This window comes from Pseudomonas sp. CLCA07 (assembly GCF_053615335.1).
The window spans coordinates 2,808,342-2,829,690 of the sequence record NZ_CM132131.1; the positions used below are offsets into that span (position 1 = coordinate 2,808,342).

The following is a 21,349-nucleotide window of genomic DNA, read 5'->3' on the forward strand; positions in this document are numbered from 1 at the left end:
GTCCATTGCGGACATCATGCTCGGCATCTGCCTAATGTCCGCTGATCAGGTGCCTGTATTTATGAGCCAACTGCCTTTCCTGCCATTTTCCAAACCCACCATCGATGAAGCGACAATTGCCGCGGTCGGCGACGTGTTGCGCTCGGGCTGGATTACCAGCGGCCCCAAGGTTCAGGCCTTTGAGCAACAACTCTCGGCGTATTTTGGCGGACGCCCGGTGCTCACCTTCAATTCCGGCACCTGCACCATGGAAATCGCCTTGCGCGTCGCCGGGGTCGGACCGGGCGATGAAGTGATCACCACGCCGATTTCCTGGGTGGCCACGGCCAACGTCATTCTGGAAGTCGGCGCCACCCCGGTGTTTGCCGACATTGATCCGATCACCCGCAACATCGACCTGGCACAGCTCGAAGCCGCCATCACCCCGCGCACCAAAGCCATCCTGCCGGTGTTTCTCGCCGGGCTGCCGGTGGACATGACGCGCCTGTACGCACTGGCGAAGAAGTACAACCTGCGGGTGCTGGAAGATGCAGCCCAGGCGCTGGGCTCCAGCTGGAACGGTCAGCGCATTGGCTCGACCGGCGATTTCGTGTCCTTTAGTTTCCAGGCAAACAAAAACGTCACCTCGTCAGAAGGCGGCTGTCTGGTGCTAAACAATGCCGAAGAGGTGCGACTGGCGCAGAAGTACCGTTTACAGGGTGTGACCCGCAGCGGCTTCGATGGTCTGGATGTCGATGTGCTGGGCGGCAAGTTCAACATGACCGACGTCGCGGCAGCCATTGGTCTTGGGCAGTTTGCTCACATCGAAGCGATCACTGCTCATCGCCGTGAACTGGCCAGGCACTATTTCGCTTGTTTTGGTGAGGATTTCGAATCGTTGTACGGGGCTCAACTGCCCCCGGCGGATTTCGAGAACAGCAACTGGCATTTGTTCCAACTGGTGTTGCCGGAGCGCAGGGATGGCCAGCCGGCACGGGCGACCTTCATGGAGCAGATGCAGGCATTGGGCGTCGGTATCGGCTATCACTACCCGCCGATTCACTTGCTGAGCCTTTACCGCGAGCGCGGTTTCAAGGAAGGCATGTTCCCGGTCGCCGAGCGGGTCGGACGCCTGATTGTCTCGTTGCCGATGTTCACGGCCATGAGCAAAGCGGATGTCGAGCGTTCGGTGGCGGCGGTCAAGGCCGTTCTAAAGCCTTGAATCGTTCCTTGTAGGAGCACGGCTTGCCCGCGATGGCGTTTTCGGGGACGCCATCGCTGGCAAGCCATGCTCCTACAAGAGCAACGTTATTCGCCGATAGCGGCTTTATAGCCTGCCGCGTCGAGCAGCTTTTCCAGGTCAGCCGTGTTGCTTGGCTTGAGCTTGAAGATCCAGGCGCCGTACGGGTCGGTGTTGAGCAATTCCGGGTTGGCGCTCAATTCTTCGTTGACCGCAATCACTTCACCGGCAACCGGGGAGTAGATATCGGAGGCGGCTTTAACCGACTCCACTACACCGGCTTGATCTTCGGCAGCAAACACGTTGCCAACTTCAGTCAGCTCCACAAACACCACATCACCCAGCGCTTCCTGCGCGTGATCGCTAATGCCCACGGTGACGGTGCCGTCGGCTTCCAGGCGGGCCCATTCGTGACTTTCGGCAAAACGCAGGTCGGCAGGAATATCGCTCATGTTCTGTGTCCTCAAGAAAAATGTCAGCGGTTTTAGTCCGCCAAAAAAGGTTAGATCAAGGTTTTGCCGTGGCGTACGAAGGTCGGCTTGACCACTCGGACCGGGTACCACTTGCCACGGATTTCCACTTCTGCGCGGTCGGCAGTTGCCATTGGCACGCGCGCCAGTGCTATCGACTTGCTTAGCGTAGGAGAGAAACTACCACTGGTGATCTCCCCTTCGCCAACATTGGCGATACGGACCACTTGATGAGCGCGCAAAACCCCTCGCTCCTCAAGGACCAGCCCCACCAGTTTGTGCTGCACGCCACCGGCCCGTTCGGCTTCCAGGGCCGTACGCCCGATGAACTGGCGAGTGGCCGGCTCCCAGGCAATGCTCCAGGCCATGTTGGAGGCCAGCGGTGAAACATCTTGATGGATGTCCTGGCCGTACAGGTTCATGCCGGCTTCGACGCGCAGAGTATCGCGCGCCCCGAGGCCGATCGGCGAGATGCCCGCGCCCACCAGATCGTTGAAGAATCCTGGCGCTTGATTGGCCGGCAGCACGATTTCCAGGCCATCTTCGCCGGTGTAACCCGTGCGCGCGATGAACCAGTCACCATCGGCCTGGCCTTCGAAGGGCTTGAGCATCTGGATCAGGTTGCCGCGGGACTGGGTCACCAGTTCGGAGATTTTGTGCCGGGCCTCAGGACCTTGAATAGCCAGCATCGCCAATTCGGAGCGCTCGTTGAGCCGCACCTTGAAACCATCGAGGTGAGCCTGCATCCAGGCCAGGTCCTGATTACGGGTGGAGGCGTTGACCACCAGCCGATAACCTTCGTCGAGACGGTAGACGATCATGTCGTCGACGATGCCGCCGCGCTCGTTGAGCATGGTGCTGTACAAGGCACGGCCAGGGCTGTGCAGACGTTCGACGTCATTGGCCAGCAAATGCTGGAGCCAGGCCTTGGCCTGAGGGCCGCTGACATCGATCACGGTCATGTGGGATACATCGAAAACCCCGCAATCGCGGCGCACCTGATGGTGTTCCTCGACCTGCGAGCCGTAATGCAGAGGCATATCCCAACCGCCAAAATCGACCATCTTCGCGCCGAGGGCGAGATGAAGGTCATACAGAGGCGTACGCTGTCCCATGGGTTTCTCCTTCCGGGCGTGGCGAGGGTGCGGACAGGTGCTGCACGGGGTGAAAACCTTGAAGTAGAAGGCTTCCAGCCGATTTCAGCCACCGGGTCTGTCAGACGGACCGCACCGAATGCCGCGCATTGTAGCCGCAAGGTGTAGGACTGGCACCTAGCTGTTTCGATGTGCCGATCGTCGAATCAATCCGATGACCGGTAACAGCCCGACTAATACCAGGGTCAGTGCCGGCAAAGACGCCCTCGCCCACTCACCTTCACTGGTCATTTCAAAGATCCGAACAGCCAGCGTGTCCCAGCCAAACGGGCGCATCAGCAGGGTCGCGGGCATTTCCTTGAGCACATCAACAAACACCAGCAACGCGGCGCTCAACGTACCCGGCAACAACAATGGCAGATACACCTTGAAAAAAAGCCGTGGCCCACTCACGCCAAGGCTACGTGCTGCTTCGGGCAAAGATGGCCGTATACGCGCCAGGCTGCTTTCCAGTGGCCCATAAGCCACCGCGATAAACCGCACCAGATAGGCCAGCAACAACGCCGACAGACTGCCCAGCAGCAAGGGTTTGCCGGCGCCACCGAGCCAGCCGGACAACGGGATGACCAGCTCGCGATCCAGGTAACTGAACGCCAACATGATCGCGACCGCCAACACCGATCCCGGTAAAGCGTAGCCGAGATTCGCCAGGCCAATGCCGGAGCGGATCGCTCGGGTGGGTGCCAAGCGTCGGGCAAAGGCCAGTACCAAAGCAACGCTGACTGTAATCAATGCCGCCATGCCGCCCAGGTACAAGGTATGAAGGATCAGCCCGGTGTAACGTTCGTCCAGGTCGAAACGCCCACGCTGCCAAAACCACACCACCAGTTGCAGCACCGGGATGACGAACGCACAGGCGAACACCAAGCCGCACCAGCTCATCGCCGCCAGCGCCTTGACCCCGCGCAGGTGATACAGCGCCTTGACCCGCGGCCGCTCGTTGCTCGCGCGGTTGGCCCCGCGAGCACGACGCTCGCCGTACAGCACCACCATCACCACCAACAGCAACAGGCTGGCCAGTTGTGCTGCCGTGGAAAGGCTGAAAAATCCGTACCAGGTTTTGTAGATGGCGGTGGTGAACGTGTCGAAGTTGAACACCGACACCGCACCGAAATCGGCCAGGGTTTCCATCAATGCCAACGCCACCCCCGCGCCGATGGCCGGGCGAGCCATTGGCAACGCCACTCGCCAGAACGCCTGCCACGGGGACTGACCGAGAACCCGAGCCGCTTCCATCAGGCCTTTGCCCTGAGCGAGGAACGCGGTGCGGGCCAGGAGATACACGTAGGGATAGAAAACCAGCACCAGCACGAGGATGACACCGCCGGTGGAGCGCACGCGCGGCAGCCTCAGGCCGCTGCCAAACCATTCGCGCATCAGGGTTTGCACGGGGCCGGCGAAATCCAGCAAACCGACGAAGACAAACGCCAGCACGTAGGCCGGAATCGCAAACGGCAGCATCAACGCCCAGTCCAGCCAGCGCCGACCAGGAAACTCACAGAGGCTGGTGAGCCAGGCAAGACTGACGCCCAGCAGGGAAACGCCGATGCCGACGCCGAGTATCAGGGTCAGCGTATTGCCCAAAAGACGCGGCATCTGCGTGTCCCAGAGGTGGGACCAGATCTGTTGATCGATGGTTTGCCATGACAGCAGTAAAACACTGAGGGGCAACAAGACCAGCGCAGCGATGGCGAAGACCAAGGGATACCAGCGGCGTTGGGCGGGGTGAGCCAAGAGGGTTCTCTAGAAAATGTGGGCCACTGGCCGAGAAGCCAGCGATCTTACTTTGTGGCGAGGGGGCTTGCCCCCTCGCCACAGGTGAGTCACTCGCCACAAAGGCAGTAGTGTCAGTTCCAGCCAGCGCGATCCATCATGCGGATCGCTTCAGCCTGACGCTTGCCCGCCACTTCCACCGGCAAGGTATCGGCAACGAACTTGCCCCAGGCCGCGACTTCTTCCGAAGGCGCTACCACCGGGTTGGCCGGGAATTCCTGATTCACATCAGCGAAGATTTTCTGCGCTTCAGGGGTGGTCATCCATTCCACCAGCGCCTTGGCCGCTTCCGGGTGAGGAGCGTGTTTGGTCAGGCCAATACCCGACAGGTTGACGTGCACACCGCGATCAGCCTGGTTCGGCCAGAACAGCTTCACGCCCAGGTCGGGTTTTTGCTTGTGCAGGCGACCGTAGTAGTACGTGTTGACGATGCCCACATCGCATTGACCCGCATTGATCGCTTCCAGTACCGCGACGTCATCCGAGAACACGTCGGTGGACAGGTTGCTCACCCAGCCCTTGAGGATCTTCTCGGTTTTTTCGGCGCCGTGGGTTTCGATCATGGTGGCGGTCAGGGACTGGTTGTAGACCTTCTTCGCCGTGCGCAGGCACAGGCGTCCTTCCCAGTTCTTGTCGGCCAGTGCTTCATAGGTGGTCAGCTCGCCCGGCTTCACTCGATCCGGGGAGTAAGCGATGGTCCGCGCCCGCAGGCTCAGGCCGGTCCAGGCATGGGAGGACGCGCGGTATTGCAGCGGAATGTTGGCGTCGATCACTTGGGAGGTGAACGGTTGCAGGATGCCCATTTGCTCGGCTTGCCAAAGGTTACCGGCATCGACTGTCAGCAACAGGTCGGCGGTGGCGTTCTCGCCCTCGGCCTTGATCCGCTGCATCAACGGCGCTTCCTTGTCGGTGATGAACTTCACCTTCACTCCGGTTTTGGCGGTGTAGGCATCGAAGACCGGTTTGATCAGCTCGTCGATACGCGAGGAGTAAACCACCACCTCGTCAGCGGCCTGGGCGGCGGTGCTGCCAATCAGGGTCAGGGCGAGTGCGGTCAGTAGACGCTTCGGCAACATGGGAGCGATCTCTCGATTGAAAAAGTGAGGGCAAATGATAAGGAATCACATTTAGCATCTCAATCGATCAGTTTGCGGAGGAGTTACCAGATGTTGCACTGCCGATGGTGCTGGTTATTGCGGCGAGGGGGCTTGCCCCCGTTCGAGCGCGAAGCGGTCGCAATTCGGTTGACACATTTTAGTTTTGAGGATTGCTGGGGCTGCTTCGCAGTCCAACGGGGGCAAGCCCCCTCGCCACAGGGCCATGCTCGCTTCAGGCCTTGGCCAGCGCCGGCAAATCACCAGTCAACCCCAGCGCCTCACGCACAAACAACGCCTTGGCCTCAGGCATCTGCTCAACCATCTTCAACCCGGCATTACGCAACCAGCGCACCGGCAGCGGATCAGCCTGAAACAACCGCTCAAACCCTTCCATCGCCGCCATCAGCGCCAGATTGTGGGGCATGCGCCGCCGTTCGTAACGGCTCAGCACCTTCACATCCGCCAACTGTTCGCCACGGGCCAACGCTTGCAGCAGCACTTCAGCCAATACAGCGGCATCGAGAAAACCGAGGTTCACACCCTGCCCGGCCAGCGGGTGAATGGTGTGTGCCGCGTCGCCGATCAGCGCCAGGCCTTCGGCCACATAACGCTTGGCGTGACGCTGACGAAGCGGCACGCACAGACGCGGGTCGGCACTGAGCACGGTACCGAGTCGGCCTTCAAAAGCGCGTTCCAGCTCGCGGCAGAAGCCGTCGTCGTCCAGCGCCATCAGGCGTTCGGCTTCACACGGCGTCGTTGACCAGACGATCGAACACCAATCCTGCTGACCATCGCGCTCCAGCGGCAAAAACGCCAATGGACCGTTGTCGGTGAAGCGCTGCCAGGCCGTCATTTGATGCGCTTTGGAGCTGCGCACGCTGGTGACAATCGCGTGGTGCATATAGTCCCACTCGCGCGTCGCCATGCCGGTCAGACGCCGAACGGCCGAGTTGGCGCCGTCCGCCGCAATCACCAACGGTGCGCGCAACGTACGGCCGTCGGCCAGGGTCAGCAGCCAGTCATCGCCCGAGCGGCGCATCTGTTCCAGACGCGCATTGGCCAACATTCCCAAGTCGCAGTCGTGCAGACGGTCGAGCAAAGCATCTTGAACCACACGGTTCTCGACAATGTGCCCAAGCACCTCGGCATGCACGCTGGCAGCCGAGAAATGGATCTGCCCGGTGCCACTGCCATCCCAGACGTGCATGTCGGTGTAAGGACTGCTGCGTCGCTTGGTGATGCCGTCCCACACGCCCAGGCGTTCGAGAATCCGCTGGCTGGCTGCCGACAAGGCGCTCACCCGCGGTTCGAACGGCGCCTGGCCATCGAAGGGTTTGACGCTCAGGGGGCTGCCGTCCAGCAACAGGACTTCCAGCCCGCTGTCCTGCAACGCCAGCGCCAAGGCGCTGCCGACCATTCCGGCCCCGACAATCAGCAGATCTGCGCGCATGTCCATGCTTTAAGCCTGTCTCGCTTGCGGCTTGAGCCGCACGTAAAGGGTTTTTTCGACCCGCGCCACCAAGGTGCCGGCGCCGTCGTGAATATCGACCTGCAATTGCGGCAGGTATTTTTCGCCATCGGCCGTTTGCCGACGGATCTCGTCGAGCAAGGTCTCATCGATCCGGAAGTTGGCGAACACCGGGCCTTTGCCCGGCGAAATGAAATCGATGTCGGCGGCTTTGTCCCAGACGATGTAATGACGTCCGAGGTTTTCCATCAGCATCAGCATGTAGAACGGATCGACCATCGAATACAGGCTGCCGCCAAACTGGGTGCCCACGTAATTGCGGTTGTACCAGCTCAGGCCCATGGACACCGTGACGTCGCGAAAGTCATCGCTGATGTGCCGCACCCGAACCCCGGCGCCCAGGTACGGCGGGTAAAAGGACATGAACCAACGCATCAATCGCGCTTTGCCAAACGTGTTCGTTAGCCACTTAAGCATCGGGACGCGTACCCAACCCCATGGCCTGCCGGGCGAACCAGCGCTTGGCCGGCGGCAACAGATCGAGCCCCAGCAAGCCGAGGTTGCGCCCCAGCGACACCAGCGGCTGGGTGCTGCCGAACAAGCGGGTGACCTGATCGGAAAAGCCCACCGTCAGGTTCTGATCCAGACGTTGGCGCTCGCGGTACGCCTGCAAGGTTGCGAAGTCGCCGGGCGATGTCTCGCTTGCCAAAAGCGCATCGGCCAAGGCCTGGGCATCGCGCAGCGACAGGTTGAAACCCTGGCCGGCAATCGGGTGCAGGCTGTGAGCCGCGTTGCCGAGAATCGCCAGATGCGGACGCACCTGCTCTTCGGCTTCGATCAGCGTCAGCGGGTAAAGATGCCGCGCGCCGACCTGTTTGAGGGTGCCGAGGCGATAACCAAACACACCCTGCAACTCACTGAGGAAGCTCTTTTCATCGAGCGCCGCCAGCCGTTGCGCGTCCATGCCCAGACGGGTCCAGACCAGCGCGCAGCGGTTTTCCGGCAGCGGCAACAGCGCCATCGGGCCATCGTCAGTGAACCGCTCAAAGGCCATGCCGTTGTGCGCTTCGCTCGGGGTGATGTTGGCAATCAGCGCGCTCTGGTTGTACGGACGCTTCTTGATGCCGATCCCCAGTTGCTCGCGCAGGCCTGAACGGCCGCCGTCGGCAAGCACTGCAAGATCGCATTCCAGGGTGGTTTCGTCATTGAGGGTCAGGCGGTAGCCGTCGGTCAGCGGTTCCATACGCGTGACTTCCGCCGGGCAACGCCAGGTGACCACGTCCTTGTCCAGACCTTGCCAGAGGCATTGGCCGAGCCAGGCGTTTTCCACCACATAACCCAGCGCCGGAACGCCCTCCTCCATCGCCGATAACCGGGCGGTAGAAAAACGTCCACGGTCGGACACATGAATCTGCTTGATCGGCTCGGCGCGGCGGGAGATTTCCTGCCATACGCCCAACCGTTGATAAATCTGTTTGGCGCCGTAGGACAGGGCCGAGGAGCGAGCGTCGTAGCTCGGCTGATACGTATCGCCCGGGGCGAATGGCTCGATCAGGACGATCTTCCAGCCGCGAGCCTTGGCCCCGGCCTGCAACGCCAACGCCAGACTGGCGCCGACCAGGCCGCCACCGATGATCGCCAGATTGACCCGGCTCATGCTGCTTGTGTCCGCGCTTGCGCCATCAAGGCCTCGATCTCGGCGACCGTTTTCGGCACGCCTTGGGTCAATATTTCACAACCGGTCTTGGTCACCACCACGTCGTCCTCGATGCGCACGCCAATGCCGCGCCATTTCTTCGCCACGTTCTGGTTGTTCGGGGAAATGTAGATCCCTGGTTCAACAGTCAGCGCCATGCCGACTTCCAGCACACGCCATTCGCCGCCGACCTTGTATTCACCGACGTCATGCACATCCATCCCCAGCCAGTGGCCGGCGCGGTGCATGTAAAAGGCTTTATAGGCTTCGCTGGCGATCAATTCGTCGACGTCGCCCTGCAACAGACCCAGCTTCACCAGGCCGGTGGTGATCACCCGGACCGTGGCTTCGTGCGCCTGATTCCAGTGTTTGTTCGGGGCGATTTCGGCAAACGCGGCTTCTTGCGACGCCAGCACCAACTCGTAGATCGCTTTCTGTTCCAGTGAATACTTGCCGTTGACCGGCCAGGTGCGGGTGATGTCGCTGGCGTAGCAGTCAATCTCGCAACCGGCGTCGATCAGCACCAGATCGCCGTCCTTGAGCACCGCGTCATTCTGCTGGTAATGCAGGATGCAGCTATTGCGCCCGGCGGCGACGATTGAACCGTAGGCTGGCATTTTCGCGCCGCCCTTGCGGAACTCGTAATCGAGCTCGGCTTCGAGGCTGAACTCGTGCAGCCCGACCCGGCTGGCTTGCATCGCGCGGATGTGCGCCTGGGCGGAAATCCGTGCGGCTTCGCGCATTACCTTCACTTCTGCCGCCGATTTATACAGGCGCATGTCGTGAAGCAGGTGATCCAGGGCAACAAATTCGTTTGGCGGCTGGGCGCCGAGGTGTGCCTTAGAGCGGATCACGTTGATCCAGTCCATCAGGTGCCGGTCAAATTCGGGGTTGCTGCCCATGGCCGAATACACCCGGTCGCGACCTTCAATCAGGCCCGGCAGGATGTCGTCGATGTCAGTGATGGGAAAGGCGTCGTCGGCACCGAAGTCGCGAATCGCGCCTTCCTGGCCGGCGCGCAAACCGTCCCACAACTCTCGCTCGGCATTGCGTTCACGGCAGAACAGGATGTATTCGCCATGCACACGCCCCGGCATCAATACGAGAACCGCCTGAGGCTCGGGGAAACCGCTGAGGTACTGAAAGTCGCTGTCTTGACGATAGACGTGCTCGACGTCGCGGTTGCGGATGGCAACCGCGGCGGCGGGCAGGATCGCGATGCTGTTGGGTTCCATCTGCGCCATCAAGGCCTTGCGGCGACGGCTGTATTCCGATTTCGGGATATGAATCATGGGCAGATGGCTTTTCCTGGCACGCGATTAATGCAAAGACGGTTTGGCGGCTGGTGGCACGTCCGCTTTTTTGGTTTCGGAGAACAGCAGAAGCGGAGCGACGCGCAGGTACTCCATGACTTCCATGTAATCGCTTTCGCCGTCTTCGGACTCTTCCAGGGCATCTTGCACCTGAGAAATCGCCGCCAGGTCCTGCAGCACTTCGGTGGCCTCGGTGCTGAGCATGCTGCTGTCCCGGCAGTTCAAGCCGAAACCGCTGAGGAAGCCCTGGCACCATTGGCCCAGTGCGACGGCACGCTCAGCCAGCGGTGCGTCGTCGGTCGGCAGCAGCAGAACGACGGTCACGTCGTCGCCAGTGAGCTCGCCCTTGACCATCGCCTGCAAGCCGATCAAGGCGTTGCGGACGTTGTCCTGCGGTTCGTTTTCGAGCAACTCGGCGGCATCGACCAGCCAGCCTTCGGCATCGAAGCCGGCACCGGCGCAACTGCGGCCGAGCAACAGGCCATGCAGTTCGGCAGGCGAGACGTTATGACCGCTGGAAGTCAGCAGGGTGGCGAAGGCTTGGTACGGGGAATTCTGAATGGTCATGGGCAGCTAGGCGCCAGACGGCGCTATGTCTAGAATGAAGGCCTTGTATCCTACATCGACAGACTCGCCAAGACTATTAAAGGCTGTCCGCCAGTTACCACCCATCAGACTCTCTATGTGGACACTATGGACGACACCGACCTGCAAGCGCTGATGGCCAGACTCGAACTGCTGATTAGTCGAGTCGAGCAACTAAAGAGTCAAAACGGACTCTTACTAGCTCAGGAAAAGACCTGGCGCGAGGAACGCGCACACCTCATTGAAAAAAACGAAATCGCCCGGCGTAAGGTCGAATCGATGATTTCGCGCCTCAAGGCCCTGGAGCAAGACTCATGAGTTCAAGCAATAGCGTCACCGTGCAGATCCTCGACAAAGAATATTCGATCATTTGCCCCCAGGAAGAACGCAGCAACCTGGTGAGCGCCGCCCGCTACCTGGACGGCAAGATGCGCGAAATCCGCAGCAGCGGCAAAGTCATCGGCGCCGACCGCATTGCAGTAATGGCCGCGCTGAACATCACGCACGACCTGCTGCACAAGGAAGAAAGGCCGGACGTACAAGCCAGCGGCTCGACTCGCGAACAGGTCCGCGACCTGCTGGACCGCGTCGATCTGGTGCTCGCCACCGATCCGGACGTCACCAAGGGCTGATTCGTCGAACCGCTTGGGTTATACTCGCAACACTCCCTGGGGTGCTTGCCAGTTGACCACGTCCCTGAGCCGATTCGCACTACCCTGGAGGCTGCACGTTGGGCTGGTGTGCATGTCCGCTAGACGGAAAGCCTTAAAGCCTACTGCATCTTCCACCTTGAACTTTCGGGTTCAAGGGCTAAGTCAGCAGCGGTTCATCCGGGGAGCCTGATTCCAGTCCGATGCCGGTTTAATTACCGGCATCGGCTTTTTTACGGGTACGCTTTACGTATTCGTCCTGTTGAAGCCTGAATCCATGACCGAACTTGCGCTGCTTCCCCGCCCGCTACTTCGACGCATGCTGCGCAAGGCCCGCCGCGCACTGACCCCCAGTCAGCAGCGCCAGGCTGCTCGCGGGCTGTACAAGCAATTGGCTCAACAACCGTTGTTTCGCCGCGCCAAACACATCTCCCTGTACCTGCCGACCGACGGTGAAATCGACCCGCGCGTACTGCTGCGCGCCGCTCAACGCCGGGGCAAGGCGACGTATTTGCCGGTGCTCAGTGCCTGGCCGCGAACCAAAATGGTATTCCAGCGAATTCGCCCGGGCGAAAAGCTCCAACCCAACCGTTTCCGTATTCTCGAACCCCGAGCCAACCTTGCCCGACAACGCAAGGTTTGGACGTTGGATCTCGTGCTGTTGCCATTGGTGGGATTTGACGATGTCGGCGGGCGGCTCGGAATGGGCGGAGGGTTCTATGACCGAAGCCTGGCCTATCTGGCGCGCCGCAAAACCTGGCGCAAGCCGACGCTGTTGGGGCTGGCCCATGAATGTCAGAAAGTCGAACGATTGGCTCAGGCGAGCTGGGATGTGCCGTTGCAAGGAACGGTAACAGACAAGGCGTGGTATTTCGCAGACTAGACGCCACTGCCATCAGCGGCGTCCAAAAGACAGGTTTAGCGCTTGAAGGCCGACGGCTGTTGTTGCTGAGCGATTTCGATCGGCGCGTCAGTCTTGTTGTTCCACAGGCTTTGGGCATAACCGGTGGTTACGACGCCGAGGCCGAACAAAATAACCAAAATCCATAGTAAATCCGGTTTGCGTTTCATCGATTGCCCCCCAAAGGCACATCAACACGATGACAGCAGCGGTTCCGTTGTAGGTGTAGGCCGTGCAGCAGCGTCAAGCTAAGAAGGCCGGCATTTTGCGACAACGAGAACTGACACGCAAACGCTGGCGTCAACCGACTGTCGGTTTGTCATAAAATGACCTGACAACCTCTCCACTCATCTCGCAAGGAGCAAAATCCATGGCCTATTGGCTGATGAAATCCGAGCCCGACGAACTCTCAATCAAAGGCCTGGAGAAGCTTGGCCGAGCGCGCTGGGATGGGGTTCGCAACTATCAGGCACGTAACTTTTTGCGGGCCATGGCGGTTGGTGACGAGTTTTTCTTTTATCACTCCAGCTGCCCGGAGCCGGGAATTGCCGGGATCGGCAAGATTGTCGAAGCCGCGTACCCGGACCCGACGGCGCTGGAGCCTGAGAGTCATTACTTCGACCCGAAGGCCACTGCCGAGAAAAATGCCTGGAGCGCGATTGATGTTGCGCATATCGAGACGTTTTCCAGGGTGCTGAAGCTGGATTACTTGAAGCAGCAGACCGCGTTGGCGGAGATGCCGTTGGTGCAGAAAGGTTCGAGATTGTCGGTGATGCCGGTTACGGCTGAGCAGTGGGCGGCGGTTATAGCGCTGCGCTGAAATGTTTTTTTAATGGCCGTTACTTGCTGAGGCGCTTTTGTAGGAGCACGGCTTGCCGGCGATGGCGTCCTTGAAATTGCGCCTTTTGTAGGAGCACGGCTTGCCGGCGATGGCGCCCTTGAGATCGCTATCGCTGGCAAGCCATGCTCCTACAGGATCCATCATTACTGGATAATGAGGTTATTGAACAACAAATCCTCAACCACCGGTTTGCCGGTTTCGTCGTTCATTACCTGCTGAGTCTGCTTCAGGGCTTCCTGCCGCAGTTTTTCCTTGGCTTCAACGTTGCTCATCGTCTCGGTCGTCTGCTGAGCAAACAACGCCACCAGCTGATTGCGGATCAGCGGCTCGTTGGCCTTCACCGCTTTGGTTGCATCCTCACCGGTCACGCGCAAGGCCACATCAGCCTTGTACACCTTGAGTTTGGGCGTACCGTCCAGCCCATAGTTGCCCACGAACGGCGGGCTCAGGGTGATGTAATTGACCTTCGGAGCTTCACCTTCTTTAGCTTCTTCGGCCATCGCTGCCACAGGCAGAGACAGGGCCAGCAACAACATGATCCACGCTTTCACAATTCGCTCCTTATCCGGTTTGCGGCCAAGCATAACGACCCGCCGCTCAAGCACAAGCTTATGGCTGACTATCAGGGTCGGGCATGCTCGTTGACCCATCGACTCACACACTTACACTTATCGGCCATCACTCCCAAAGGAATAGCCCTGATGAAAGCCGTGCTGTGCAAAGCCTTCGGCCCTGCCGAATCGCTGGTGCTGGAAGACGTCGCCAGCCCTGTCGCCAAGAAGAATGAAATCCTGCTGGACGTGCACGCCGCCGGGGTCAATTTCCCGGACACGCTGATCATCGAGGGCAAATACCAGTTCAAGCCACCCTTTCCGTTCTCTCCGGGCGGTGAAGCGGCTGGCGTGGTTAGCGAAGTGGGCGAAAAGGTCAGCCACCTCAAGGTCGGTGATCGAGTCATGGCGCTGACCGGCTGGGGCAGCTTCGCCGAACAGGTTGCCGTACCGGGCTACAACGTACTGCCGATCCCACCGTCGATGGACTTCAACACCGCCGCCGCTTTCAGCATGACCTATGGCACCTCAATGCATGCCCTCAAGCAGCGCGGCAACCTGCAACCCGGCGAAACCCTGCTGGTGCTCGGTGCTTCCGGCGGTGTGGGCCTGGCCGCCGTGGAAATCGGCAAAGCCATGGGCGCCCGCGTGATCGCCGCCGCCAGCAGTGCCGAAAAACTTGCGGTGGCCAAGGCTGCCGGCGCCGATGAGCTGATCAACTACAGTGAAACCAGCCTCAAGGACGAGATCAAACGCCTGACCGACGGCCAGGGCGCCGACGTGATCTACGACCCGGTCGGCGGCGACCTGTTTGACCAGGCCGTGCGCGCCATCGCCTGGAACGGCCGCCTGCTGGTGGTCGGCTTCGCCAGTGGACGCATTCCGGAATTTGCGGTGAACCTGGCGCTGCTCAAAGGCGCCGCCGTGGTCGGTGTGTTCTGGGGTGCCTTTGCCCAACGCCAGCCTCAAGACAACGCGGCGAACTTCCAGCAGTTGTTTGGCTGGTTTGCCGAGGGCAAGTTGAAGCCGTTGGTGTCGCAGGTGTATCCGCTGAGCAATGCCGCGCAGGCGATCAATGATCTTGGCCAGCGCAAGGCGGTCGGGAAAGTGGTGGTTCAGGTTCGCTGAACCTGAAAATGCGGTCTGGGTTGTCCAGACCGCGTTTTTATTGGCCGAGACTAAAACAACTTCCGAACATCCTCCGGCAATGCCCCCCCCCTCGCCACTGAAATGCCGGACCTGGCCTCGCACAAAGGTCAGGGCTCGGCCCCCCAAAACAGGACGCCTCGACTTCCCATTCCAACGCAGGATATTTCCCAAAGCTACGTCCTACTCCGGAGCGCAATGCGTCTTTAAGGGCTGCGATGGACGTTTCCCGCACCGCCCTTCACTTATGCCTGTACGACATGTTCATAAAGGAACACACGATTGCCCATATTTCCGCTCTTTGGCCAATACGAACCAGTGCTATTTTCGGTAACGAAACTGTAACATTCGCATCCGCAGTCAAAACAAGAAATCTGGAGCTATTGAATGTTTGCTTTCTTTCGCCCTGCCGCACATCAGGCTCCACTGCCTGAAGAAAAAATAGACGACACGTACAAACGCCTTCGCTGGCAGATCTTCGCCGGGATTTTCATTGGGTATGCGGGTTATTACCTGCTGCGCAAGAACTTCACCCTGGCGTTCCCGGACCTGATTGCCCAAGGCTACACAAAGGGTCAGCTGGGTGTGGCCATGTCGGCGATTGCGATCGCCTATGGCCTGTCCAAGTTTCTGATGGGCATTGTGTCCGACCGCTCAAACCCGCGTTACTTTCTGCCTTTTGGCCTGGTGGTATCCGCCGGGGTCATGTTCGTGTTCGGTTTCGCACCTTGGGCGACGTCCAGCGTGACCATGATGTTCATCCTGTTGTTCATCAACGGCTGGGCGCAAGGCATGGGCTGGCCGCCGAGCGGGCGGACCATGGTGCATTGGTGGTCGCAGAAAGAGCGCGGCCAGGTGGTGTCGGTGTGGAACACCGCGCATAACGTGGGCGGTGGCTTGATCGGCCCGTTGGCGATTCTTGGCATGGGCTGGTTCAACGACTGGCACAGCAAGTTCTATGTACCTGCCGCCGTGGCGCTGCTGGTCGCCGTGTTTGCCTTCATTGTGATGCGCGATACACCGCAATCGACGGGCCTGCCACCCATTGAGAAGTACAAAAACGATTACCCGGAAGGCTACGACGCCAGCCACGAAGAAGAATTCAGCGCCAAGGACATCTTCGTCAAATACGTGCTGCGCAACAAAATGCTTTGGTTCATCGCCCTGGCCAACGTCTTCGTCTACCTGCTGCGCTACGGCATTCTGGATTGGGCGCCGACCTACCTCAAAGAGGTCAAACACTTCGACTTCGACAAGACGTCGTGGGCTTACTTCCTGTACGAGTGGGCAGGCATTCCCGGCACGCTGTTATGCGGCTGGATGTCGGACAAGATCTTCCGCGGCAACCGTGGCCTGACCGGCATGGTGTTCATGGCGCTGGTGACCGTCGCGACAATCGTCTACTGGCTGAATCCGCCGGGCAACCCGATGGTCGACATGATTTCACTGTTCGCTATCGGCTTCCTGATCTACGGCCCGGTGATGCTGGTCGGCTTGCAAGCACTGGAACTGGTGCCGAAGAAAGCCGCAGGCACAGCGGCTGGCTTTACCGGCCTGTTCGGTTATCTGGGCGGTTCAGTCGCGGCCAGTGCCCTGATGGGTTACACCGTGGACTACTTCGGCTGGGATGGCGGTTTTATCCTGTTAGTCGTCGCTTGTTTGCTGGCGATGGCCTTCCTGGCACCGACGCTGGGGCACAAACAAACCGCCAGTCAGACCCGCGAAGCAGCGATCGCCTGATCGGACTTTGACTTGCAGCGTTTGAGCCGCGCCTCCAGATTTCGGTCTGGCATGGCGTGGCTACGCAGGGCATGCGCCGTCTGCTCCACATAATCGCGAGTGGTGCCATACCGCCCGCAAGCGCTTTCGAACACTTGGCTCAGCACATGATCCGGCAAGTTGCCGGCATAGCTGGGCAGGTGTCGCTCCAGGACAAATCCCAATGCCTGAACCTGGTTTCCGTCTTCGAGACGGCAGTTGAGCCAGTGTGGGCGATAGGAGGGGACGGGCATTTCACGCTGCCACAGCGCGTAAAGCGAGGCTTCAAGTTGTTCTTCGGGCAAGCGATAAGCGAAGCCGCTGCAAGAACCACCGCGATCCAGACCAAAAACCAGGCCAGGCATTTCCGGTGTGCCGCGATGCTCGTGAGACCACAGGTACAAACCGCGATGATAACCATGCACCCGACCGCGAACGCGCTCTACCGCCGTGCACTCTGGACGCCAGATCAATGAACCGTAAGCGAACAACCAGACAGGCCCGCCCTTGTGGCGCGCCATGGTTGACTGCATCGAGCCGAGCAACTGCTCGTGCGTAAGCTGCGGCCCCAAGTCGAGCCGCGGAGGGTAAGCCAGATTCAAAAAAGCCGATTCAATGGCGCTCATGGCGATTAGCGTTCAGCTCCCCGCGTGTAATGAATTACTTAATAGAACGCACCGCTGTAACAATAAGGCACATAAGTTTTAAGGCAATTTAGGTGCCATGGCACAGTTATTAAATTATTGCCCTAACGAGATATAACCTACCGGCATTTATATAAATTTATAAATACCGATCGGCTATATGGGAAGTTATATCGATCAAACGGGGATCAAGATCGAGGCGCGTATGCAAACACATCTGCACGCATCTGATGAGCATCCATTCCGGCTTCAACCAGCGCATCCAGCGTGCCATAGACCATGGCCGGTGAGCCGCTGGCATAGACATGCAAGGATTTCAGATCCGGGAAATCCTCACACACCGCTTCATGCAGCATCCCGCAGCGCCCTCCCCAACCGCACTGATCACTGACGACTTTATGCAGGAACAAATTGGGCAGTTTCAGCCATTCATCCCAATGCTCAATCTCGTAAAAGTCTTCAGGACGGCGCACACCCCAGTACAGGTGAACCGGATGCTTGAAGCCCGTAGCGCGGCAGTGTTCGATCAGACTGTGGATCTGGCCCATGCCGGTGCCCGCGGCGATCAACACCAGCGGGCCGTCCGGCAATTCCGCCAGATGCGTATCGCCAAATGGCAGTTCGACTCGCACCATCGGATTGCGCTGAAGCTGGCTGATCAGATTTAACGCACTGCTTTCGCGCGCCAATACATGAATTTCCAGATCACGCCCGCCATGGGGTGCCGACGCCAGGGAAAACGCGGATTTTTCGCCGCTTTCACGCTCGATCATCAGGTACTGGCCCGCGTGATAACGCGGTGGTTTACCGGCCGGCGCGCGCAGACGCACACGCCAGGTGTCGCCGCCGACGTCCCTGCATTCAATGACCTGACACGACACGCTGCGCACCGGCAGTTCTCCCAGCGCGAGCACGCCATCCCACAGCACGATGCAGTCTTCCAGCGGCTCTGCAATGCAAGTGTAGAACTCGCCATGGTCGCGCACATTACCGGCTTGTTCGACCCGCCCTTCCACCAGCAACGCCGCGCACACGTGGCAATTGCCGTTGCGGCAGCTTTGCGGGCATTCATAGCCCAGGCGCCGCGCACCATCGAGAATCCGCTCGCCGGGCAGAATATCCAGCACTGCTCCGGAGGGCTGCAAGGTTACACGCATCAATCTATTCCTAACTGATTCCAGATGGCATCGATCCGTTGGGTCACGGCGTCGTCCTTGACGATCACCCGGCCCCACTCGCGAGTGGTTTCGCCCGGCCATTTATGCGTGGCATCGAGCCCCATTTTCGACCCCAGGCCTGAGACCGGCGAGGCGAAGTCGAGGTAGTCGATCGGCGTGTTGTCGATCATCACCGTGTCGCGCTTGGGGTCCATGCGCGTGGTGATGGCCCAGATCACGTCGTTCCAGTCCCGCGCGTTGATGTCGTCATCAGTGACGATAACGAACTTGGTGTACATGAACTGTCGCAAAAACGACCAGACACCGAGCATTACCCGCTTGGCATGCCCCGGATACGACTTCTTCATGGTCACGATGGCCATGCGGTACGAGCAACCTTCAGGCGGCAGGTAGAAGTCGGTGATTTCCGGGAACTGCTTCTGCAGGATCGGCACGAACACTTCGTTCAGCGCCACGCCGAGAATCGCCGGTTCATCCGGTGGACGGCCGGTGTAGGTACTGTGGTAGATCGGCTTGATCCGGTGGGTGATGCGTTCGACGGTGAACACCGGGAAGCTGTCGACTTCGTTGTAGTAACCGGTGTGGTCGCCATACGGACCTTCATCGGCCATCTCACCCGGATGGATCACGCCTTCAAGGATGATCTCGGCAGTGGCCGGGACTTGCAGGTCATTGCCACGGCACTTCACCAGCTCGGTGCGATTGCCGCGCAGCAGACCGGCAAACGCGTATTCGGAAAGACTGTCCGGTACCGGCGTTACGGCACCGAGGATGGTTGCCGGGTCAGCGCCCAACGCCACGGACACCGGGAATGGCTGGCCAGGATGCTTCTCGCACCACTCGCGGTAATCCAGCGCACCGCCACGGTGGCTCAACCAACGCATGATGACCTTGTTGCGGCCAATCACTTGCTGACGGTAGATGCCGAGGTTCTGGCGGTCCTTGTTCGGACCTTTGGTGACGGTCAGGCCCCAGGTGATCAGCGGACCGACGTCGCCGGGCCAGCAGGTTTGCACGGGGAGCATCGCCAGATCGACGTCGTCGCCTTCGATGACCACTTCCTGGCACACCGCGTCTTTGACGACTTTCGGCGCCATGGCGATGATCTTGCGGAAGATCGGCAACTTCGACCAGGCGTCTTTCAAGCCCTTCGGAGGCTCGGGCTCTTTGAGGAAAGCCAGCAGCTTGCCGATCTCGCGCAGCTCACTGACCGCCTCGGCGCCCATGCCCAACGCCACGCGCTCAGGGGTGCCGAACAGGTTGCCGAGCACCGGGATGTCATAACCCGTGGGCTTTTCGAAAAGCAGCGCCGGACCTTTGGCACGCAGGGTGCGGTCGCAGACCTCGGTCATTTCGAGCACTGGGGACACCGGAACCTGGATGCGCTTGAGTTCGCCGCGTTTTTCCAGGCCGCTGATAAAGTCGCGCAAGTCGCGATACTGCATGCGTGAGCCTCGTGTTGGCCGTGCCGTTCGGGGGTGGCAGTTTAGCGCCGAACCCCTCTATTCAGAACCACGAACTGCCAGTTGATCAAAAATCAGATAGCAAAAAGCCGGGTTTCCCCGGCTCTAGTGCTCTTATCGACTTACTTGCGTTTCATCGACAGGAAGAACTCATCGTTGGTCTTGGTCGTTTTCAGCTTGTCGACCAGGAACTCGATGGCAGCGATCTCGTCCATCGGGTGCAGCAGCTTGCGCAGGATCCACATGCGCTGCAACTCGTCGTCCGCCGTCAGCAACTCTTCGCGGCGCGTGCCGGAACGGTTGATGTTGATGGCCGGGAAGACGCGTTTTTCAGCGATACGACGATCCAGAGGCAGTTCCATGTTGCCGGTGCCTTTGAATTCTTCGTAGATCACTTCGTCCATCTTGGAGCCGGTTTCAACCAGCGCGGTGGCGATGATGGTCAGCGAACCGCCTTCCTCGATGTTCCGCGCGGCGCCGAAGAAACGTTTCGGTTTCTCCAGGGCGTGGGCATCGACACCACCGGTCAGTACCTTGCCGGAGCTCGGGATCACGGTGTTGTAGGCGCGAGCCAGACGGGTGATGGAGTCGAGCAGGATCACCACGTCTTTCTTGTGTTCGACCAGGCGCTTGGCCTTCTCGATCACCATTTCGGCAACCTGCACGTGGCGGGTTGGCGGCTCGTCGAACGTCGAGGCAACCACTTCGCCGCGCACGGTGCGCTGCATTTCGGTTACTTCTTCCGGACGTTCGTCGATCAGCAGCACGATCAGATGAACTTCAGGATTGTTACGGGCGATGTTCGCTGCAATGTTCTGCAGCATGATGGTCTTACCGGCTTTCGGCGGTGCAACGATCAGACCGCGCTGGCCTTTGCCGATCGGGGCGCACAGGTCGATGACACGACCGGTCAAGTCTTCGGTGGAACCGTTACCGGCTTCCATCTTCATGCGCACAGTCGGGAACAGCGGGGTCAGGTTCTCGAAGAGAATCTTGTTTTTCGCGTTCTCGGGACGATCGTAGTTGATCGTATCAACCTTGAGCAGCGCGAAATAACGCTCGCCTTCCTTTGGAGGGCGGATCTTGCCAACGATGGTGTCACCGGTGCGCAAGTTAAAGCGGCGGATCTGGCTTGGCGAAACGTAGATATCGTCCGGGCCGGCCAGATAGGAAGCGTCAGCGGAGCGCAGGAAGCCGAAGCCGTCCTGGAGAATCTCCAGCACGCCATCACCGGAGATTTCCTCGCCGCTTTTAGCGTGCTTTTTGAGCAGGGAGAAAATCACGTCCTGCTTGCGCGAACGGGCCATATTTTCTATGCCCATCTGTTCGGCCAATTCGAGCAGTTCGGTAATCGGCTTTTGCTTGAGTTCAGTCAGATTCATATAGGAATGACGTAATCATTTATGGAGGGGGGAAATTAAGCTTTTGGCTTAATGAGGCCG

General features: G+C 59.5%; 22 protein-coding genes and 1 other RNA gene. 8 read left to right on the top strand and 15 right to left on the bottom strand.

The window, feature by feature from the left end:
• Positions 1-61: 61 nt before the first annotated feature.
• On the top strand, positions 62-1,201 hold the full coding sequence (locus tag ACWGZX_RS12990) for a DegT/DnrJ/EryC1/StrS family aminotransferase (RefSeq protein ID WP_452628582.1): 1,140 nt from the start codon (positions 62-64) through the stop codon (positions 1,199-1,201).
• Positions 1,202-1,287: 86 nt separating this feature from the next.
• On the opposite strand, the gene gcvH is transcribed toward ACWGZX_RS12990, so the two are convergent.
• The 9 genes from gcvH to ACWGZX_RS13035 all read right to left on the bottom strand — a co-directional run bounded on the left by gcvH (position 1,288) and on the right by ACWGZX_RS13035 (position 10,757).
• Positions 1,288-1,671: a glycine cleavage system protein GcvH gene (gene gcvH, locus ACWGZX_RS12995; RefSeq protein ID WP_452628583.1), complete on the bottom strand. Its 384-nt coding sequence runs from the start codon at positions 1,669-1,671 to the stop codon at positions 1,288-1,290.
• Between the two features lie 50 nt (positions 1,672-1,721).
• Positions 1,722-2,804: a glycine cleavage system aminomethyltransferase GcvT gene (gcvT, locus tag ACWGZX_RS13000; protein ID WP_452628584.1), complete on the bottom strand. Its 1,083-nt coding sequence runs from the start codon at positions 2,802-2,804 to the stop codon at positions 1,722-1,724.
• Positions 2,805-2,960: 156 nt separating this feature from the next.
• Positions 2,961-4,577 (bottom strand): ABC transporter permease, encoded by a 1,617-nt coding sequence (locus ACWGZX_RS13005; protein ID WP_452628585.1) that lies wholly within the window; start codon positions 4,575-4,577, stop codon positions 2,961-2,963.
• Positions 4,578-4,690: 113 nt separating this feature from the next.
• The gene (locus ACWGZX_RS13010) at positions 4,691-5,692 is read right to left on the bottom strand and encodes an extracellular solute-binding protein (RefSeq protein ID WP_452628586.1); all 1,002 of its coding nucleotides are present in this window, start codon (positions 5,690-5,692) and stop codon (positions 4,691-4,693) included.
• Positions 5,693-5,945: 253 nt separating this feature from the next.
• Positions 5,946-7,163: a 2-octaprenyl-3-methyl-6-methoxy-1,4-benzoquinol hydroxylase gene (locus ACWGZX_RS13015; protein WP_452629010.1), complete on the bottom strand. Its 1,218-nt coding sequence runs from the start codon at positions 7,161-7,163 to the stop codon at positions 5,946-5,948.
• A 9-nt stretch (positions 7,164-7,172) separates the two neighbouring features.
• Positions 7,173-7,658, bottom strand: coding sequence for a DUF4442 domain-containing protein (locus tag ACWGZX_RS13020; protein ID WP_452628587.1), 486 nt, complete (start codon positions 7,656-7,658; stop codon positions 7,173-7,175).
• Positions 7,651-8,838, bottom strand: coding sequence for a 2-octaprenyl-6-methoxyphenyl hydroxylase (gene ubiH, locus ACWGZX_RS13025; RefSeq protein ID WP_452628588.1), 1,188 nt, complete (start codon positions 8,836-8,838; stop codon positions 7,651-7,653). The genes ACWGZX_RS13020 and ubiH overlap by 8 nt, the downstream gene beginning before the upstream one ends.
• Complete coding sequence (gene pepP, locus ACWGZX_RS13030) at positions 8,835-10,169, bottom strand: Xaa-Pro aminopeptidase (protein WP_452628589.1); 1,335 nt, start codon at positions 10,167-10,169, stop codon at positions 8,835-8,837. The genes ubiH and pepP overlap by 4 nt, the downstream gene beginning before the upstream one ends.
• 27 nt (positions 10,170-10,196) lie before the next feature.
• The gene (locus tag ACWGZX_RS13035; protein WP_223517826.1) at positions 10,197-10,757 is read right to left on the bottom strand and encodes a YecA/YgfB family protein; all 561 of its coding nucleotides are present in this window, start codon (positions 10,755-10,757) and stop codon (positions 10,197-10,199) included.
• 126 nt (positions 10,758-10,883) lie between these two features.
• On the opposite strand from ACWGZX_RS13035, the gene ACWGZX_RS13040 reads away from it, so the two are divergent.
• The 4 genes from ACWGZX_RS13040 to ACWGZX_RS13055 all read left to right on the top strand — a co-directional run bounded on the left by ACWGZX_RS13040 (position 10,884) and on the right by ACWGZX_RS13055 (position 12,308).
• Entirely contained in the window at positions 10,884-11,093 is a 210-nt protein-coding gene (locus ACWGZX_RS13040; protein ID WP_223517825.1) for a TIGR02449 family protein, read from the top strand.
• Positions 11,090-11,407, top strand: coding sequence for a cell division protein ZapA (locus tag ACWGZX_RS13045; RefSeq protein ID WP_007942435.1), 318 nt, complete (start codon positions 11,090-11,092; stop codon positions 11,405-11,407). The genes ACWGZX_RS13040 and ACWGZX_RS13045 overlap by 4 nt, the downstream gene beginning before the upstream one ends.
• A gap of 30 nt (positions 11,408-11,437) precedes the next feature.
• A non-coding RNA gene (ssrS, locus tag ACWGZX_RS13050) (6S RNA) lies at positions 11,438-11,616 on the top strand.
• A gap of 86 nt (positions 11,617-11,702) precedes the next feature.
• On the top strand, positions 11,703-12,308 hold the full coding sequence (locus ACWGZX_RS13055) for a 5-formyltetrahydrofolate cyclo-ligase (protein WP_223517824.1): 606 nt from the start codon (positions 11,703-11,705) through the stop codon (positions 12,306-12,308).
• Between the two features lie 35 nt (positions 12,309-12,343).
• On the opposite strand, the gene ACWGZX_RS13060 is transcribed toward ACWGZX_RS13055, so the two are convergent.
• The gene (locus tag ACWGZX_RS13060) at positions 12,344-12,496 is read right to left on the bottom strand and encodes a hypothetical protein (RefSeq protein ID WP_007942433.1); all 153 of its coding nucleotides are present in this window, start codon (positions 12,494-12,496) and stop codon (positions 12,344-12,346) included.
• A gap of 200 nt (positions 12,497-12,696) precedes the next feature.
• On the opposite strand from ACWGZX_RS13060, the gene ACWGZX_RS13065 reads away from it, so the two are divergent.
• Positions 12,697-13,146 (top strand): EVE domain-containing protein, encoded by a 450-nt coding sequence (locus ACWGZX_RS13065; RefSeq protein WP_452628590.1) that lies wholly within the window; start codon positions 12,697-12,699, stop codon positions 13,144-13,146.
• A gap of 164 nt (positions 13,147-13,310) precedes the next feature.
• Here ACWGZX_RS13065 and ACWGZX_RS13070 read toward each other — a convergent pair whose 3' ends face one another.
• Positions 13,311-13,718: a flagellar basal body-associated protein FliL gene (locus ACWGZX_RS13070; RefSeq protein WP_452628591.1), complete on the bottom strand. Its 408-nt coding sequence runs from the start codon at positions 13,716-13,718 to the stop codon at positions 13,311-13,313.
• A 150-nt stretch (positions 13,719-13,868) separates the two neighbouring features.
• Between ACWGZX_RS13070 and ACWGZX_RS13075 the strand changes: the two genes are divergently transcribed.
• Both ACWGZX_RS13075 and glpT read left to right on the top strand, forming a co-directional pair.
• Positions 13,869-14,846, top strand: coding sequence for an NADPH:quinone oxidoreductase family protein (locus ACWGZX_RS13075; protein ID WP_452628592.1), 978 nt, complete (start codon positions 13,869-13,871; stop codon positions 14,844-14,846).
• A gap of 405 nt (positions 14,847-15,251) precedes the next feature.
• A complete protein-coding gene (gene glpT, locus ACWGZX_RS13080) occupies positions 15,252-16,604 on the top strand; it encodes a glycerol-3-phosphate transporter (RefSeq protein ID WP_452628593.1) in 1,353 nt (450 codons plus the stop codon).
• Here the strand turns inward: glpT and ACWGZX_RS13085 are convergent.
• The 4 genes from ACWGZX_RS13085 to rho form a co-directional block, all read right to left on the bottom strand.
• The gene (locus ACWGZX_RS13085) at positions 16,577-17,248 is read right to left on the bottom strand and encodes a gamma-glutamylcyclotransferase (protein WP_223517809.1); all 672 of its coding nucleotides are present in this window, start codon (positions 17,246-17,248) and stop codon (positions 16,577-16,579) included. The two genes, glpT and ACWGZX_RS13085, sit on opposite strands and share 28 nt — an antisense overlap.
• Before the next feature lie 206 nt (positions 17,249-17,454).
• Positions 17,455-18,423: a CDP-6-deoxy-delta-3,4-glucoseen reductase gene (locus tag ACWGZX_RS13090; RefSeq protein WP_452628594.1), complete on the bottom strand. Its 969-nt coding sequence runs from the start codon at positions 18,421-18,423 to the stop codon at positions 17,455-17,457.
• On the bottom strand, positions 18,423-19,889 hold the full coding sequence (gene ubiD / locus ACWGZX_RS13095) for a 4-hydroxy-3-polyprenylbenzoate decarboxylase (protein WP_223517803.1): 1,467 nt from the start codon (positions 19,887-19,889) through the stop codon (positions 18,423-18,425). Before ubiD ends, ACWGZX_RS13090 begins: the two co-directional genes overlap by 1 nt.
• 140 nt (positions 19,890-20,029) lie before the next feature.
• Complete coding sequence (gene rho, locus ACWGZX_RS13100) at positions 20,030-21,289, bottom strand: transcription termination factor Rho (RefSeq protein ID WP_007942421.1); 1,260 nt, start codon at positions 21,287-21,289, stop codon at positions 20,030-20,032.
• Between the last annotated feature and the right edge of the window lie 60 nt (positions 21,290-21,349).

Coding starts and splice junctions, on each gene's coding strand:
- ACWGZX_RS12990 (WP_452628582.1), top strand. CDS start 62: ATGAGCCAACTGCCTTTCCTGCCATTTTCCAAACCCACCATCGATGAA.
- gcvH (WP_452628583.1), bottom strand. CDS start 1,671: ATGAGCGATATTCCTGCCGACCTGCGTTTTGCCGAAAGTCACGAATGG.
- gcvT (WP_452628584.1), bottom strand. CDS start 2,804: ATGGGACAGCGTACGCCTCTGTATGACCTTCATCTCGCCCTCGGCGCG.
- ACWGZX_RS13010 (WP_452628586.1), bottom strand. CDS start 5,692: ATGTTGCCGAAGCGTCTACTGACCGCACTCGCCCTGACCCTGATTGGC.
- ACWGZX_RS13015 (WP_452629010.1), bottom strand. CDS start 7,163: ATGCGCGCAGATCTGCTGATTGTCGGGGCCGGAATGGTCGGCAGCGCC.
- ACWGZX_RS13020 (WP_452628587.1), bottom strand. CDS start 7,658: ATGCTTAAGTGGCTAACGAACACGTTTGGCAAAGCGCGATTGATGCGT.
- ubiH (WP_452628588.1), bottom strand. CDS start 8,838: ATGAGCCGGGTCAATCTGGCGATCATCGGTGGCGGCCTGGTCGGCGCC.
- pepP (WP_452628589.1), bottom strand. CDS start 10,169: ATGATTCATATCCCGAAATCGGAATACAGCCGTCGCCGCAAGGCCTTG.
- ACWGZX_RS13035 (WP_223517826.1), bottom strand. CDS start 10,757: ATGACCATTCAGAATTCCCCGTACCAAGCCTTCGCCACCCTGCTGACT.
- ACWGZX_RS13040 (WP_223517825.1), top strand. CDS start 10,884: ATGGACGACACCGACCTGCAAGCGCTGATGGCCAGACTCGAACTGCTG.
- ACWGZX_RS13045 (WP_007942435.1), top strand. CDS start 11,090: ATGAGTTCAAGCAATAGCGTCACCGTGCAGATCCTCGACAAAGAATAT.
- ACWGZX_RS13055 (WP_223517824.1), top strand. CDS start 11,703: ATGACCGAACTTGCGCTGCTTCCCCGCCCGCTACTTCGACGCATGCTG.
- ACWGZX_RS13060 (WP_007942433.1), bottom strand. CDS start 12,496: ATGAAACGCAAACCGGATTTACTATGGATTTTGGTTATTTTGTTCGGC.
- ACWGZX_RS13065 (WP_452628590.1), top strand. CDS start 12,697: ATGGCCTATTGGCTGATGAAATCCGAGCCCGACGAACTCTCAATCAAA.
- ACWGZX_RS13075 (WP_452628592.1), top strand. CDS start 13,869: ATGAAAGCCGTGCTGTGCAAAGCCTTCGGCCCTGCCGAATCGCTGGTG.
- glpT (WP_452628593.1), top strand. CDS start 15,252: ATGTTTGCTTTCTTTCGCCCTGCCGCACATCAGGCTCCACTGCCTGAA.
- ACWGZX_RS13085 (WP_223517809.1), bottom strand. CDS start 17,248: ATGAGCGCCATTGAATCGGCTTTTTTGAATCTGGCTTACCCTCCGCGG.
- ACWGZX_RS13090 (WP_452628594.1), bottom strand. CDS start 18,423: ATGCGTGTAACCTTGCAGCCCTCCGGAGCAGTGCTGGATATTCTGCCC.
- ubiD (WP_223517803.1), bottom strand. CDS start 19,889: ATGCAGTATCGCGACTTGCGCGACTTTATCAGCGGCCTGGAAAAACGC.
- rho (WP_007942421.1), bottom strand. CDS start 21,289: ATGAATCTGACTGAACTCAAGCAAAAGCCGATTACCGAACTGCTCGAA.